This is a genomic window from Streptomyces sp. PA03-5A (genome assembly GCF_033792725.1).
In the GTDB taxonomy this organism is placed as follows: domain Bacteria; phylum Actinomycetota; class Actinomycetes; order Streptomycetales; family Streptomycetaceae; genus Actinacidiphila.
The window spans coordinates 108063-122612 of the sequence record NZ_JARAVL010000023.1; the positions used below are offsets into that span (position 1 = coordinate 108063).

A 14550-nucleotide genomic window follows, 5' to 3' on the forward strand; every position below is an offset into this window, starting at 1 on the left:
CCGGGCGCGGGGTACGGCGTGAACGGGGCGGATCAGCGCTCCGGGGGTGGTAAACCTGCTGTTGGGGGCGGGGGTGGCCGACAGTGTGCTCCTGCGCCGCCGGACCGCTTCCGTGAGCCGTGTGACATCACCCTCCGCAGAGGGTTCACCACCACGAAACCACCGCCAAAACACCCGGGACACCGGCTGCGGGCGAACTTCATTTGAACCGGGTGCGCGAAGAACCCCCCCCGGGCTGCCTGCGTCGAGCCGTACCGCCGGTTCCCCGGCACCCCATCCGGCAAGCGGCTTCAGGGCGTCCCGTGAGGCGTAGGGGTCCACATTCCATCCGCGCGTCGCCCTCACGGGTGAGTTCGCGACGCGCGAATCGCAGGGCTTCCTCGGCCGGCCCCCAGGCAACACCCACCCCCAGGCCGTCACGCCCCAAGGCACTCCCCGGTCCGGCGTCGCGATGACACGGCGGACACCCGCGGTGCCCCGTCCGTCCGGGTGACGCGCTGCGCCGCCACCACGCGCGGCGTGCCACGTCACGCCGAAGGCGTCCGCACTTCGCGCTTAGGGTGACGCCAGGAGGTGGCGGATGCGAGTGGGGTTGCACGCGCTCGGCATCGGTGACGGTGCCCGTCCGGAGGTCATCGGGGCGGTGGCCACAGCCGCGGAGACGCACGGTTTCGCCCGGCTCTGGTGCGGCGAGCACGTGGTGCTCGTGGACGCGCCCACCTCCCATTACCCCTACTCCGCGGACGGCCGGATCGCCGTACCCGCGGACGCGGACTGGCTGGACCCGCTGCTCGCGCTCAGCTACGCGGCAGCCGTCACCAGCCGGATCGAACTCGCCACCGGGGTGCTCCTACTGCCCGAGCACCACCCGGTCCTGGTCGCCAAACAGGCCGCCACACTCGACGTGCTCTCAGCCGGGCGCTTCTGCCTCGGGGTCGGGGTCGGCTGGTCGGCCGAGGAGTTCGCCGCGCTCGGGGTCCCCTTCGCCGGGCGTGGGCGGCGCGCCGAAGAGTACCTCGCCGCGATGCGCGTCCTCTGGGCCGAGGATCCGGCCTCCTTCGCGGGCGAGTTCACCCGCTTCGACGGAATCCGGGTCAACCCGAAGCCACGGCGCGGTAGCCGGCTCCCGGTCGTGGTCGGCGGCCACAGCGACGCCGCCCTGCGCCGCGCGGTCAGGCACGCCGACGGCTGGTACGGCTTCAACGTCCCGGTGGCCGACGTCGGCTCGCACGTCGCCGTCCTCGCCGACGAGTGCGCCCGCCAAGGTCGCGCCTTCGACGAGCTCACGGTCGCCGTCGCGTTGAGCGACGGCACGCCCGAGCACCTGCGGGCCCTCGCCACTGCGGGCGTCTCGGAACTCGTCGTCGTCGGCGCACCCCCGCCCGCTGCCGACGCGGCGGCCGCCTGGGTCGCGGAACTCGCCCGGGAGTGGATCATCCGGAACGAGTGACCGTGGCCGGTGCGAAGCCGGCGCGCGGCCCCGTGTACCCCATGGGCGGTGGGTCAGATACGTCCTTCTGCGGCGAGCCGCTCCACACGGCCGCCTGCCGCCAGGGTGGCTTTGGCCGCGGCCACATGCAGTTCGGTGACACGGTCGCGGATGCGCGCCAGAAGCGGCCAGTGGCAGGAGAGCTCACTGATCACTGCTGCTGCTTCCCGCGGCCGGCTGAGGCTTGCTCGATGTCCGCGCCGGAGCTGACGTGCCGCTGGGTCTCCTGGGGGCCGTGCCAGTCCAGGCACATCACGGTGGCGTCGTCTTCGAGCCGGCCGCCGGCGGCGTCACGGACTGCGGACGTCAGGGTCAGCGCGGTCTCACGCGGATGCAGGTCCCGGGTGTGCTCCAGCATGTCGAGCAGGTCGACCTGCTGCCCATGGCGCTCGAGCATGCCGTCGGTCAGCATGAGCAGACGGTCGCCGGGGCGCAGATCGATGTCCTGGACCCGGTGAGGGTGCGGCGCGTACGCGGAGAGCCCGAAGGGATGGTCCACCTCGCAGGTGATCACCTCCGCGACCCCCTTGCGTACGCGCAGTGGCCAGGGGTGACCGGCGTTGACGAGCTGGGCCTGCCCGGTGTGGAGGTTGATGCGCAGGAGCTGCCCGGTGGCGTGACCTTGGCCGTGCTCGGCCAGGGCCTGGTCGGCCCGGCGGGCCTGCTCGGCCAGGCCGGCTCCCACACGGCGCGCGCCGCGCAGAGCGCCCACCAGGACCGTGGCGGCCAGGGCGGCGTCGATGTCGTGCCCCATGGGGTCGGTCACCGAGAGGTGCAGGGTGTCCCGGTCCACGGTGTAGTCGAAGGTGTCGCCACTGAGGTCTTCGGAGGGCTCCAGGCTCCCGCACAGGGTGAACTGCGCGGCCTCGCAGGACAGCGACGCGGGCAGCAGCTGATACTGGATCTCCGCTGCCAGGGTGGGGGGCCTGGAGCGTTTGCCCCAGGTGTAGAAGTCGGTGAAGCGCCCGTTGGCGATCACGACATAGGCCAGCGCATGGGCGGCTTCCCCGACGGCATCAAGGACGTCTTCGCCGCAGTCGGTCGGCAGGACCAGCTCCAGCAGTCCAATGGCGTCCCCCCGGTTGGTGACCGGTATGATCATTCGCTGTCCGCGGCTCGTCGCCGCCTGATACAGCCGCTGGGTACGGATCACCTGCTCGTAGACGCTGCCGAACAGGGGGATCCGTTCCGTTTCCCGCTCACCCCCCACTGCCCCGGCGGTGGACAGCCGCGCCACCGCCTTCCCCGTCAGGTCCACGATGAGGAAAGAGACCTTCGTAGCCTGAAAACGCCGCCGCAGGTCCTCCGCGACCACGTCGACGGCATCCGCCGGCGCCGCTGTCTCGGCGGCCGTCAGCAGCCGGGGAAGTCCACTCTTTCCAGCACTCACGGCCGCGGTCCCTTCCACCAGCCCCCTCACCAGCTTGGCTACCGCAGCGGTGAGCGTCAATCTGTGCCCACTCGCGGCTGCAACCGGCACACTGTGCTCCGCGGGCCCTCAGACATCAACGGCAACAGAGTTCCCGGCCAGCCCTGCGTTTCACGCTCGCCAGGAGCGGATGCGTTCGGCGGCGGTGAACACGTCGGCCTTGCCGCTGACGATGTCGCGGGCGAGCTCCACCGGGGCGTAGGGCGCATTGAGGGTGTGGCCGCTGGCCGTCATGTAGGCCACCGCTGCCATCGCGCCGAACAAGGCGTTGCGCGCGGGGAGGGGGCGGAGCTGGATGATGGTGTGCATCAGGGCGGCCGCGCGCCAGGCCTCGTCGTAATCGGCGCCGAAGGCGGGGGTGTTCACGCGGTGCCGGGCGACAGCTGCGACCAGTGCGGAGTAGTCGCGCACCGCCAGGTCCGTCATGCGGGCCTCTTGGATCTCCAGGAGCCAGCGGACGTCGGTGAAGACTTCCATCAGGCGGCGGCACCCGCTCCAGGGCGGGGTGCGTCGTCGGGGAAGGCCTCGTCGAAGGCGGCCGCATGGGCGTCGTGGAAGTCGAGCGCCGTGGAGACGAAGACCCGGCGGCGCCCTTCGAGGACGGTCGTGGCGTGGATGTAGTCCTCGACGGACATCCCCGCGGCTGCGGCGGCGACTTGCAACTGCCGCAACTCGGCTTCGGTGTAGTCCACGCTCACATCCGGCATGCACCGAAGGTACCGGATCGGTTGCGGCCGTTGCACCCGAGCCCGCGATCTGCTGCGTCATACCGAACCGAGCCTGTCATGGCGCGAAGACCTCAGGTCCCGGCGCACCGAAGGGTGCGCCGGGCCTGATGCGTGTCCTCGGCTACCACCAGATGACGGCGTATCCGTCACCACCGTTGTCGGCGGGTATCAGCGCGGCCACGGTACCGTCGCCGCCCGTGCCCGCACCCTGTGGGGCAGGCTCGACGATGCCGCTCACCGCCGGCTGGCCGCCAGGGCCGGCCAGCCCTTGGGCCACGACGGGAGGCTGGCCCTCGGCGCCCTGACGGGTCGTACCGCCGACCGAGCAGAAGCCGTTGCCGCCGGGACTGGGAGTCAGGGGGAGGAGGCCGGCGCGTCCTCCGGTGCCGCCGTCACCCCTCGCGAGGATACCGCTCGGGCCGGACAGGACGGTGTTCGCCCCGTTGGTACCGTTCACGCCGACGGCGTTGGCACCGGCCCCTCCTAGACCGACGGTCACGTTGTAGACCGTCCCGGGTGTCACGTCCACGGGGCACCAGGCGAAGCCGCCGGCACCGCCGCCTCCGCCGAGGGGGACGGGGATGAGTCCGATTCCACCGCCGCCCCCGCCCGCACCCCACACCTGGACGAAGACCCTGGTGACCCCGGCTGGCGGGGTGAACGTTCCGTCGCCGACTCTGAAGTCCACGAGGTCGTGGGGGGCGGCGGCAGGTCCGGGCGGTCCAGCCGGGCCCTGCGGACCCTGCGTTCCGGGGTCGCCCTGCGGGCCGGCAGGCCCGGCCGGTCCCTGCGTTCCGGGCGGGCCCTGGGTCCCGGGGTCACCCTGCGGGCCGGCAGGCCCGGCCGGACCAGCCGGACCCTGCGCTCCGGGAGTTCCAGGCGGTCCGGGCGGGCCCTGGGGGCCAGGAGGCCCGGGGATGCCCGGTCGGCCGGGATGCCACGGACGGCCCGGGTATCCGGGGTAGCCGTGGTAGCCGGGGCGGCTCGGGCAGTACCCGGGGAAGTAGGGGAAGAGGAAGCACGGGTCGGCGAGAGCGGTCGTGGCGCTGGGTTTCACGGCGTCAGCCCGACCGCCGCCGGCGCTCTCCGCGTGCGCGGCACCTGTCAGAGCACTGGACGCCAGGGCCACGCTCGCGGCCATCGTCCACATCCGCAGACCACCTCGGCGTCGCCTTACGGACGCCTGAGGCAGGGCTATTCGGGACAACACGTCACCTCCAGGAAGGGGCTCACAGCGCGCGGCAGACACCGCCCGGAGAGGAAGCTGGCATGGACAGCAGCGAGCCCACAGCAAGGATCACCCTGCGTTGCATGACGTGCACATTCAGTAGCCGACCGAGTGACTCCTCGCAGCTCAGCCGGTTCCGGTCATCACGCCACCGGGGCGTCGAAGTCGATCGGGTACCGGAACTGCCAGGCGTTCTTCTCGGGCTTCATCAGCTTGAACATCGTCGGCAGCAGCGCGTCGCGGATCACCCGCGCGACCGGGCCCGCGGCCTTGCGGGCGTTGGTGCGGGCGGTCTCCTTGATGATCCGCTCCACCCGGGGCCGGCGCAGTTCCTCGTAGCGGGCCAGCGCCTGAGGCAGGGGCAGGTCGCGCAGGCAGCGGGCGAGTTCGACGGAGCTCTCCGCAGCGAGCGAGGCGCCCTGGCCGGAGCTGGAGGAGGGCGCATGGGCGGCGTCCCCGGTGAGGACCATCCGACCGCGGCTCCAGCGCACCGGCTGCGGCATGTTCTCGGTGCTGCCGGCGAAGAGCATGGTCTTCGGGTCGGTGGCCGCCAGCATCCGCCCGGCCGGGGTGGCGTCGCCTTCGCAGACCTCCGCCAGGTGTTCCAGCCAATAGGCGCCGCCGCGCTCGCGCTGCTCGTTGACCGAGAGCGGCTGCGCCACGGGCAGGTTGATGAACCACAGGCCCGTGCCGTCCGCGAAGACCTGCCAGGCGAAGAAGCAGCGCTTGCCGAAGGTCATGTGCATCATGCCGTCGGTGGGCGCGACGCCGGCGTCGGCGACCATGGCGCCGAACCCGGCCGTGCCCGCGAACTGCGGTGCGGAGGCGGTCGGATCGATCAGGCCGCGGACCGTGGAGCGCAGTCCGTCCGCGCCGATGAGCACGTCCGCCGTCGCCGTGCTGCCGTTCTCGAAGCGCGCGGTGACACCCTCGGCGTCCGCGCCCGCGTCGACGATGCGTCTGCCGTAGACGGTGGCCACGCCCCGCTCCTCGGCGGCCTCGCGCAAGGTCCGGAACAGCTCCGCGCGGAACACGAAGCGCGTCGGATCGATACCGGGCAGCGTGCCGAACTCGGCCAGCTTCTTGCCGTTCCAGCTCTGCAGCACCATGCCGTTCATCTCGGTGCTGACCGCGCGGACCGCGTCGCCCACGCCGATCGCGTCGAACGCCTGGAATCCGTTCGGCGCCAGTCCCATCCCGCCGCCGGCCTCGTCGGCCGGGCCGTCGTACGCCTCGAAGACCGTCGCCTCGATGCCCGCTTGCCGGAGCGCCATCGCGGTGACGGGACCGGCGATGCCGCCGCCGATGACCAGTGCGGAGCGGACCTTGCCGTTCGTGGTGCCAGTCGAGTTCGTCATGACGTAATAGTTGCACTGCAACTAGTCTCTGGTCAACTAGTTCGACCGTCGGTAGCATCGGGCCATGAGCACTGCGCCCCGGAGTTCCCCCCTCGCCCTGACCGTCCTGGCCCTGCTGCACTACAAGCCGCTGCATCCCTACGGCATCCAGCGGCTGCTCAAGGAATGGGGCAAGGACCAGGTCGTCAACGTCGGTCAGCGGGCCGGCCTGTACCGGACCATGGAGCGCCTGCTCGCCGCCGGGCTGATCGCCGTCCGCGAGACGGGCCGGGACGCGCAGTACCCGGAGCGCACCGTGTACGAGGTCACCGAGGCGGGCAGCGAGGCGGCGCACCGCTGGCTCGACGAGATGCTCGCCACGCCGAAGCAGGAGTTCCCCGAGTTTCCCGCCGCGCTGTCGCTCATCATGATGCTGACGCCGGAGGCACTGCGGGATGCGCTCGGCCGCCGCGCCGAGGCCCTGGAGACGGCCCTCGCGAAGCACGAAGCGGACCTCGCCCGGGAAGCGGACAGCGGGCTGCCGCGGATCGCGACGCTGGAGCTGGGGTACGTGCGCACGATGACGGCGGCGGAGCTGGCGTGGGTACGGGGCGTGCTGGCCGATTTCGCGGACGGGCGCCTGGCCTGGTCGCCCGAGGAACTGCTCGCCCACGCGGGCGATGAAGGGTGACCACCGGGGCGGCCGGGCGGCCCCGCGTCACTTCCCGGCAGGGCCGACGGTGCCGGACGCGGCACCAGGCTCCAGCAGCCCGCGCAGGACGTTGCCCTCCGTCGTCAGATAGCTGGAGCGGTAGTCGAAGCGGCGCGCCCGGGCGAACAGCAGGAAGTAGTACTTGGCGTTCTCGCTGAACCAGTACGCCGGGGTCAGGTCCCCCAGTTCCATCGGGGACACCGTCACGTCCCGGACGACCGTGTAGCCGTTGGGGACCTTGCAGTAGCGCTCCTGACGGCCGAACATCTCGCGGGCGCGTGCGCGGTACAGCTCCTTCCCGGTGGTGAGCCACAGGAGCAGGCAGGAGTTGGCGTACTCCGGGCGCAGCGGGTAGGACGGGTCGATCGCCCGCAGGGTCCGGTAGTCGAAGAGGTCCGGCGGCAGTCGGAAGGTGTCGAGCACGGCCGTCCAGCTGTCGAGGTAGCTCTCGCCGCCGGCGAGGTGGCCGCTCTGGGCGAGCAGGCCGGCGTAGAAGGCGGTCAGCCCGGACTCGACGTGGCCGGCTGCGCGGCCCGTGGTCATCTGCGCCTGCCGGAACCACAGCCGCCCGGTGTCCCGGTCGGCGAGATACCGGAAGATCCCGGCGGTCAGCGTGGTGTACCAGGTGTGCACTTCCTCGTCGCCGTACAGCGCCCAGCCGTGCCACAGACTCTCGTAGAAGGAGTCGACGGGCGGATCGAGGGTGGCGGTGGTGCCGGTCCAAGCCCCGGTCTCGACGTTCATGCTGGTGCCCACCAGGTCCAGCCGCGAGCGGCGTTCGTAGACCGCGCGCAGCGCCCGCTTGGCCGCACCGTAGTAGGAGCGGTCGCCGGTGAGCCGGGACAGCTCCCCGAACTCGGTGATGCAGCTGCCGATCTCGGCGACGTAGTTGACCTGGCCGCCCACCGCGCCCGTGGAGAGGTTGACGTAGCGGTAGGGGGCGCCCGTGGGTGACTTGACGAAGGCAGGCATCAGCCGGTCCGCGAGGTCGCGGGCCAGATCCAGCAGCACGGGTTCCCTGGTCGCCAGGTACCCCGACAGCAGCCCGCCGACCAGCCGGATGATCGACTCGAAGACCTGGACCGACACGTCCTGGTCGAGGACGAGTTCGTCGCGCACCCAATGGACGGCCGCGGCCAGGTCCTCGTCCAGCTCCATCAGGTACAGCGTGTCGAGCGCCTCGACGATCGTCAGGCCGAACGTGTGACCCCGGACGAAGAAGTCCGCACCGCAGCCACGCAGCGGCCGCAGCTCGTCACGGCCCCAGGCCAGCCGCCGGTAGGCGTCCCACGACCTACGGAACGAGGCGACGGCCTCCTCCCCCAGGTCCGCATACGGCTCGGGCGCCACGGCGGCCGCACCGGCCGAGGGCACGGCCGGAACGGCAGCGACGGGCGTCAGGGCGGCCACGGCACCGAGCAGCCTGCGCCGTGACACTCCGCCAGGACCCACGAAAGTTCCCATGACCGCACACATGCCCCAAATGCGCCATCCCCTTTCCCGGCCCCACGGGAGATCACCGCATTGACGGGACATCCTTGCCGATGACCGGCTCAAGCAGCGACGCCGACCCCGCACGCCTTCCGCGTCGAGGCCGTGGTCAGGACCGGTCCGCCACGGCGGCGGTGAAACGCGCCACGAGCGCCGCAACCGCGGCACGCAGCTCCTCCCCGCCCTCGACGCGGAAGGCGAACGGCACCCTCGCCAGCCATTCCTGCACGTACATGTCCGGGTTGCGGGTGCTGCCGACCAGCACGCATCCCTCCCCCGAGGGCTCCAGCCGCCCCATGGGCGGCCGGATCCACGGGGCCACCTCGGCCAGGGGCGCGTCGAACACCACGCGGGTGGAGAACTCCCACCCCAGGCCCAGGTTCTCCTCGAGCGCCGCCACCGGGTCGAGGCCCTCGGGCGGCTCGAACCCGTGCCCGGTCGGCCGGACCGCACGGATCCGGTCGAGCCGGTAGGTGCGGATCGCGTCCGCACGATGGGAGTGGCACAGCACGTACCAGCGCCCGTAGCGGACGACGATGGACCAGGGGTCCACCTCCGCCTCCCACTCGTTGCCGGCCTCGCTGCGGTACGTGACCGACACGCGCCGCCGGGCCGCGACGGCGTCGACGATTTCGCTGGTGATGGCCGGATCGGGGCGCGCCGCGTACGGGTCCGCCGCGGCCGACGCGTACTCCCGCAGCAGCGCGGCCTGTTGGCCGACGCTCTCCGGAAGCGCCTTGACGACCTTGCCCAAGGCTGCGCCGACCAGGTCGTCGGTGCCGGCCGCTGCCGGCTGGGCGCTGAGCACCGCCATCACCAGGCCGAGGGCCTCGGACTGCGTGAAGTGCACCGGGGGCAGCCTCGTCCCGCGCCCCAGCCGGTACCCGCCATACGGCCCCCGGGCCGACTCCACGGGGATGCCGGCCTCCCGGAGGATCCCGACGTACCGGCGCGCGGCGCGCTCGGTGACGCCCAGCCGCACGGCGAGTTCGCCGGCCGTCGTACCGGGGCGGGTCTGGAGGATCTCCAGGGCGCGCAGCGCCCGCGCGGTGGGGCTGAGGTCGTTCGGCACGGGAGCAGGTTAATCCGGATGAACCGGCAGTGGATCGTCCGGATCTCCTCCTACGGTGGCGTCCACGAAGTTGGAGAAGGGAAACCGACCATGGACATCCTGCTCATCGGCGGCCTGTGGCTGAACGGACCCGTGTGGGGCCGCGTCGCGTCCGCGCTCGAATCGCTCGGCCACCGCCCCGTACCGCTCACCCTGCCGGGCCAGGGGGACGGCTCCGTGTCCGCCACGCTCGACGACCAGTTGGCGACGGTGCTCGCCGCGGTGGACGCCACGCCCGGCAAGCCCCTGGTGGTGGGGCATTCCGCCGCCTCCACGCTGGCCTGGCTGGCTGCCGACCGGCGGCCGGGGCGGGTCGCCAAGGTCGCCCTCATCGGCGGTTTCCCGACCGCCGGCGGCCAGCCGTACGCCGACTTCTTCGAGGTGACGGGCGGCGTCATGCCCTTCCCCGGCTGGGGCCCCTTCGAGGGACCGGACGCCGCCGACCTCGATGACGGCGCCAGGCGGGAGCTGGCGGCCGCCGCGATCCCGGTACCCGCAGGCGTGTCCAAGGCAGTGGTGCGACTGACGGACGAACGGAGGTTCGACGTCCCGGTCGTGGTCGTATGCCCCGAGTTCACGCCCACGCAGGCGCAGGAGTGGATCAACGCCGGCGACGTCCCGGAGCTCGCCCAGGCCAAGCACGTCGACTTCGCCGACATCGACTCGGGCCACTGGCCCATGATCACCCAGCCCGCCGAACTGGCCCGGATCCTGGCCGGGGCAGCCGACGCGGCCTGACGAGGGAGCCACCGGGCGCTTGATGGGCACGGCTGTCGGCGGCACGCGTTAGGGTGCGCCTCCATGGACGCGGCTGATCTTGACCACCGTACGCGGACGCGGACCGGGTGATCCCGCGCCCGGCCGGACCGTCATGGACCCTCGCGGCGGACGACACACCTCCCTTCTGACTCCGCCCGCAGCCGACCTGACACCCCGACGGGCACCCGCGTCCACTCCCCGCTCGCCGCCTCACACGACCAGGAGCTCCCTGGACTCACGCATGTTCGCTGCGGGCCTGCAGGGGATGGAGCCGGGCGGGCGGGTGCTCGATCGGCAGGTCGGGGCGCCAGGTGGTCAGGCACTGAGCGCTGGGGACGAACAGGCCGTTCGGGAGCCGGTCGAGCGGCCACCACCGCCAGTCGCCCACGCGCTCGCCGGGTTGGTCGGCCGGTTCGCCGTCCCATGCGGTGATCACCGCGGCCACGGTCGCCCGCAGCATGCCCTGGGCCTCGTCCAGGAGCAGGCCGAGCAGCTCGACGTCCTCCTCGCGTACGGTGCAGCCGGTTTCCTCCTTCACCTCACGGGCGGCGGTACCGGCCAGCGACTCCCCTCTTTCCACCGAACCCCCAGGCAGCTCCCACGTACCCCGGCGATGCCGGCCCAGCAGAAGACCGCGGGGGCCGTGCAGGATCGCCCCGACGCCGAGGGCGGTGTTCGGCGGCGGCGGGCCGGTGGTACGGGGGCGGCTGGTGACCCGGGTGCGCCGACGTACGCGGAACAGCCGGCAGGACGTCGGGACACCCTCTTCCGGCGCGTCCAGGACCTCGATCCCCTCGATGACGAAGCCGTGTTCCTCCAGCAGGTCCCGCCACAACTCCGGTGCCAGGACCCACATCTGCACGGTCAGCTGCCCGCCGCCCGCCAGGGGCAGGATCTGCGGGCGGGCCGTGACGGTGTCCGAGGGGCCCTGGCCGTCGGAGTCGGTGTGCAGGACCGAGAACACCAGCCTGCCGCCCGGTGCCAGCGCGTCCGCGACGGCGGGCAGCAGCCGTCGCGGGTCGACGTACGCGAAACCGTGGACGGAGTAGATCACCTCGTACGGATCCGCCCGCCGCAGATGCTCGACCGCGTCGGCCAGGATCAGGCGCAGCCCCGGCACGGCCGAGTAACGCGCGGCGGCGCGCTCGTACTGGGTGGGCGAGGCTTCGACGGCGTCGACGTCGGCACCGTGCGCACGGACCAGGTGGGCGGCATGCCTGCCCAGGCCCGATCCGAGGTCCGCGACCCGCCGCCCTCGCACGTCGCCCAGGGCCTCCACGCCGTGTTCGTCCGGCCAGAAGCCCCAGGAGATGTCGTCCGCGTCGGGAACGTCGGTGCCCCTGGCCACGTGGTGGGCTCCGTAGGCGGTCCAGGCGTCGGCGTTCGTCACTTCGACAGGGTCCACAGTGCTGTCCCTACCCACGGTGCGGCCGCGCCTGCCCCCTGACGGCCGTTCGACACCACATCACGCGCCGCCATCGATGCTCGTGCGTGCACTGACACCCGACGATCCGTCAGAACACCTTCGTCGCCGCCTCACAGACATCCGACCTCCTCTCAACATGGACCGTGGAGTTCGAGCCGAAGATGGGGAAATCACGGACTAAAACTCCATAAGATCAACAGCGGCAAGGAAAAAGGTCGGGTTAATTTGGCATCGGCCGTTGACATGGGCGAAACAAGTTGATTATTTATGAATACTTTTCGTGGGCTGCTGTGACCCTGGAAGGGAACCCTTGCCGTGTCCGCTTCTTCCCGACGTGACTTCCTCCGCCTGGCCGGCGCCACCAGTGGTGCCCTCGCCCTGTCGAGCGGCCTCTACCCGTTCGCCGCACATGCCGCTCCCGCCCGTCCGACCAGCGTGGACATCGTCCCGGAGGAGAAGGCCACGTCGCTTTGGTACCGCACGCCCGCCAACGAGGCGCGCATCATCCAGGAGGCACTGCCGGTCGGCAACGGCCGGCTGGGCGCGCTGGTCGGTGGTGATCCGGCGGACGACTTTCTCTACCTGACCGACGGCGCGTTCTGGACCGGCGGCACCAACGACACCCTGACCGACGACGGCCAGTTGCCGTACGGTCCGGACGACTTCGGCAGCTTCGGCCTCCTGGCCAAGCTCCGGATCGCACTGCCCGGCCACTCCGGCAAGGCGGTGAGCAAGTACCGTCGCCGGCTCGACCTGAGCAACGGCGTGGTCTGCGCGGAGTACCTGCACGAGGGCAACCTCCACCGCCGCGAGGTGTACGCCAGCCATCCGGACGACGTGGTCGTCGTCCGGCTCAGCGGCGGGCCGCACACCGGTACGGTCTCGCTGGCCGGCACGCACGGCGAGACCACCGCGGGCGGCAGCGGGCACGTGTCGTTCGCCGGGACGCTGAAGAACGGTCTGCGCTACGCGGCGGCGGTGACCGCGGTCAGTGCGTCGGGCCGGGTCAGCGTGGAGGGCGACAAGCTGTCCTTCGCCGGGTGCCGGGAGCTGCTGATCGTGGTGTGCGGCGGCACCGACTACTCCCCCGACGCCGCGAAGAAGTTCCGCGAGCCGGGCACCGACCCCCTCGCGGTGGCCCGCGCCAAGATCGCCGCCGCGGCGAAGGTGTCCGGCAACGAGCTGCTCAAGACCCATGTGTCCGACTACCACCGGCTCTACAACCGGTTCAGCATCGACCTGGGCGAGTCCTCGGCGCTGCAGCGGTCCCTGGACTCCTGGTCCCGCATCGCCGTGAGGTACACCGACGCGACCACGCCGGACCCGGAACTGGAGGCCGCCTACGTCCAGTACGGCCGCTACCTCACCATCACCGGCTCCCGCGACTGGCTGCCGATGAACCTGCAGGGCATCTGGGTGCACAACAACAACCCGGACTGGTACGCCGATTACCACACCGACATCAACGTCCAGATGAACTACTGGCTGGCCGACCCGGCCGGTCTGGGCGAAAACGCGTACGCCCTCGCCCGGTACTGCGTGTCCCAGCTGCCGGTCTGGACCGACGTCACCAAGCGGCTGTTCAACGACGGACGCAACCGGTTCCGCAACAGCACGGGGAAGATCGCCGGGTGGGCGGTCGCGTTCTCCACCAACATCCACGGCGGCAGCGGCTGGGCCTGGCACCCCTCCGGCAACGCCTGGCTGTGCAACTCCCTGTGGCGGCACTACGAGTACAGCCAGGACCGCGCCTACCTGGAGCTGATCTACCCCGTCCTGAAGGGGGCGGCGGAGTTCTGGCAGGCGCGCCTGATCAGCACCACGGTCACCGGGACGGACGGCACGTCCCAACAAGTCCTGATCGACGACACCTCCTGGTCGCCGGAGCACGGTCCGGACGGGAAGGGCAACACCTACGGGCAGGAACTGGCGTGGGAGCTCTTCGAGGAGTTCAAGACCGCCTCCCGCGTGCTCCACCGGGACACCGAACTGGCCGCCGAGCTCAGCGCGATGCAGGCCAAGCTCTACCTGCCCCGGGTCAGCCCGAAGACCGGCTGGCTGGAGGAATGGATGACCCCCGACAACCTCGGCGAGGTCACGCACCGGCACCTGTCGCCGCTGATCGGCTTCTACCCGGGCGACCGGATCGCCGCCGACACCAGCCCGGCGGAGCTGCTCGAAGGGGTCCGTGCGCTGCTCACCGCCCGCGGCATGGACAGTTTCGGCTGGGGGTGCGCGTGGCGGTCGTTGTGCTGGTCCCGGCTGAAGGACGCGGAGAAGGCCTACCAGCTGTACCTGACGGTGCTGCGGCCGTCCATCACCAACGGCAACGGCACCTCGGCCAACTGGTTCGACATGTACAGCCAGGGCAGCTACACGATCTTCCAGATCGACGCGAACCTGGGCGGTGCCACCGCCGCGCTGGAGATGATCCTCTACTCACGGCCGGGCGTCATCGAGCTGCTGCCCGCACTCCCCCAGGCCTGGGCGGCCAAGGGTTCCGTGACCGGAGTGGGCGCCCGCGGCGGCTTCGAGGTGGACCTGTCCTGGCGCAACGGCAAGGTGACCGAGGCGACCGTCCGCAGCACCGGCGGGACCGCCACCGAGCTGCGCGCCGGCGACTTCCGCAAGCAGCTCACCCTCAAGCCCGGCAAGTCCGTGACGATACGCATCCCCTAGCCACGGTCTTCGTGACGGCCCGCCGGTTCCTCCGGCGGGCCGTTGCGCATTCCTGGTTCCGCGGCCGCATCCGCAGGCCTGTGGGACGTCCACTCGCCGGTTCCCGCGGACGGTGAAATGGCAAAGGCAAGGAGATGTCTCTCCTTGCCATTCTCAAGGTA

13 protein-coding genes are annotated in these 14550 nt (G+C 71.3%); 4 read left to right on the forward strand and 9 right to left on the reverse strand.

What is annotated here, in order from left to right; genetic code table 11:
* Nucleotides 1–580 precede the first annotated feature (580 nt).
* A complete protein-coding gene (locus tag PV410_RS27425; RefSeq protein WP_500328313.1) occupies nt 581–1450 on the forward strand; it encodes an LLM class F420-dependent oxidoreductase in 870 nt (289 codons plus the stop codon).
* Nucleotides 1451–1503: 53 nt separating this feature from the next.
* On the opposite strand, the gene PV410_RS27430 is transcribed toward PV410_RS27425, so the two are convergent.
* From PV410_RS27430 to PV410_RS27455, 6 genes are all read right to left on the reverse strand, one after another.
* Nucleotides 1504–1644, reverse strand: a complete 141-nt coding sequence (locus PV410_RS27430) for a hypothetical protein (protein ID WP_500328314.1) — start codon at nt 1642–1644, stop codon at nt 1504–1506.
* A complete protein-coding gene (locus tag PV410_RS27435; RefSeq protein ID WP_500328316.1) occupies nt 1641–2879 on the reverse strand; it encodes a SpoIIE family protein phosphatase in 1239 nt (412 codons plus the stop codon). Before PV410_RS27435 ends, PV410_RS27430 begins: the two co-directional genes overlap by 4 nt.
* A 150-nt stretch (nt 2880–3029) precedes the next feature.
* Nucleotides 3030–3395, reverse strand: coding sequence for a toxin Doc (locus tag PV410_RS27440; RefSeq protein WP_500328317.1), 366 nt, complete (start codon nt 3393–3395; stop codon nt 3030–3032).
* Complete coding sequence (locus tag PV410_RS27445; protein ID WP_500328319.1) at nt 3395–3625, reverse strand: hypothetical protein; 231 nt, start codon at nt 3623–3625, stop codon at nt 3395–3397. Before PV410_RS27445 ends, PV410_RS27440 begins: the two co-directional genes overlap by 1 nt.
* 142 nt (nt 3626–3767) lie before the next feature.
* Nucleotides 3768–4334, reverse strand: a complete 567-nt coding sequence (locus PV410_RS27450; RefSeq protein WP_500328320.1) for a glycine-rich domain-containing protein — start codon at nt 4332–4334, stop codon at nt 3768–3770.
* Nucleotides 4335–5017: 683 nt separating this feature from the next.
* Nucleotides 5018–6232, reverse strand: coding sequence for an FAD-dependent oxidoreductase (locus PV410_RS27455; RefSeq protein ID WP_500328322.1), 1215 nt, complete (start codon nt 6230–6232; stop codon nt 5018–5020).
* Between the two features lie 64 nt (nt 6233–6296).
* On the opposite strand from PV410_RS27455, the gene PV410_RS27460 reads away from it, so the two are divergent.
* On the forward strand, nt 6297–6902 hold the full coding sequence (locus PV410_RS27460) for a PadR family transcriptional regulator (RefSeq protein WP_500328323.1): 606 nt from the start codon (nt 6297–6299) through the stop codon (nt 6900–6902).
* 27 nt (nt 6903–6929) lie between these two features.
* Here PV410_RS27460 and PV410_RS27465 read toward each other — a convergent pair whose 3' ends face one another.
* A complete protein-coding gene (locus tag PV410_RS27465) occupies nt 6930–8387 on the reverse strand; it encodes a glycoside hydrolase family 47 protein (protein ID WP_500328325.1) in 1458 nt (485 codons plus the stop codon).
* 136 nt (nt 8388–8523) lie between these two features.
* A complete protein-coding gene (locus PV410_RS27470; protein WP_500328326.1) occupies nt 8524–9486 on the reverse strand; it encodes a helix-turn-helix transcriptional regulator in 963 nt (320 codons plus the stop codon).
* A 90-nt stretch (nt 9487–9576) separates the two neighbouring features.
* Between PV410_RS27470 and PV410_RS27475 the strand changes: the two genes are divergently transcribed.
* A complete protein-coding gene (locus PV410_RS27475; RefSeq protein ID WP_500328328.1) occupies nt 9577–10263 on the forward strand; it encodes an alpha/beta fold hydrolase in 687 nt (228 codons plus the stop codon).
* Between the two features lie 256 nt (nt 10264–10519).
* Here the strand turns inward: PV410_RS27475 and PV410_RS27480 are convergent, their stop codons facing one another.
* A complete protein-coding gene (locus PV410_RS27480; RefSeq protein WP_500328329.1) occupies nt 10520–11674 on the reverse strand; it encodes a bifunctional class I SAM-dependent methyltransferase/NUDIX hydrolase in 1155 nt (384 codons plus the stop codon).
* A gap of 351 nt (nt 11675–12025) precedes the next feature.
* On the opposite strand from PV410_RS27480, the gene PV410_RS27485 reads away from it, so the two are divergent.
* Nucleotides 12026–14389: a glycosyl hydrolase family 95 catalytic domain-containing protein gene (locus PV410_RS27485; RefSeq protein WP_500328331.1), complete on the forward strand. Its 2364-nt coding sequence runs from the start codon at nt 12026–12028 to the stop codon at nt 14387–14389.
* Nucleotides 14390–14550 lie beyond the last annotated feature (161 nt).

Coding starts and splice junctions, on each gene's coding strand:
- PV410_RS27440 (WP_500328317.1), bottom strand. CDS start 3,395: ATGGAAGTCTTCACCGACGTCCGCTGGCTCCTGGAGATCCAAGAGGCC.
- PV410_RS27475 (WP_500328328.1), top strand. CDS start 9,577: ATGGACATCCTGCTCATCGGCGGCCTGTGGCTGAACGGACCCGTGTGG.
- PV410_RS27455 (WP_500328322.1), bottom strand. CDS start 6,232: ATGACGAACTCGACTGGCACCACGAACGGCAAGGTCCGCTCCGCACTG.
- PV410_RS27460 (WP_500328323.1), top strand. CDS start 6,297: ATGAGCACTGCGCCCCGGAGTTCCCCCCTCGCCCTGACCGTCCTGGCC.
- PV410_RS27465 (WP_500328325.1), bottom strand. CDS start 8,387: ATGGGAACTTTCGTGGGTCCTGGCGGAGTGTCACGGCGCAGGCTGCTC.
- PV410_RS27425 (WP_500328313.1), top strand. CDS start 581: ATGCGAGTGGGGTTGCACGCGCTCGGCATCGGTGACGGTGCCCGTCCG.
- PV410_RS27445 (WP_500328319.1), bottom strand. CDS start 3,625: ATGCCGGATGTGAGCGTGGACTACACCGAAGCCGAGTTGCGGCAGTTG.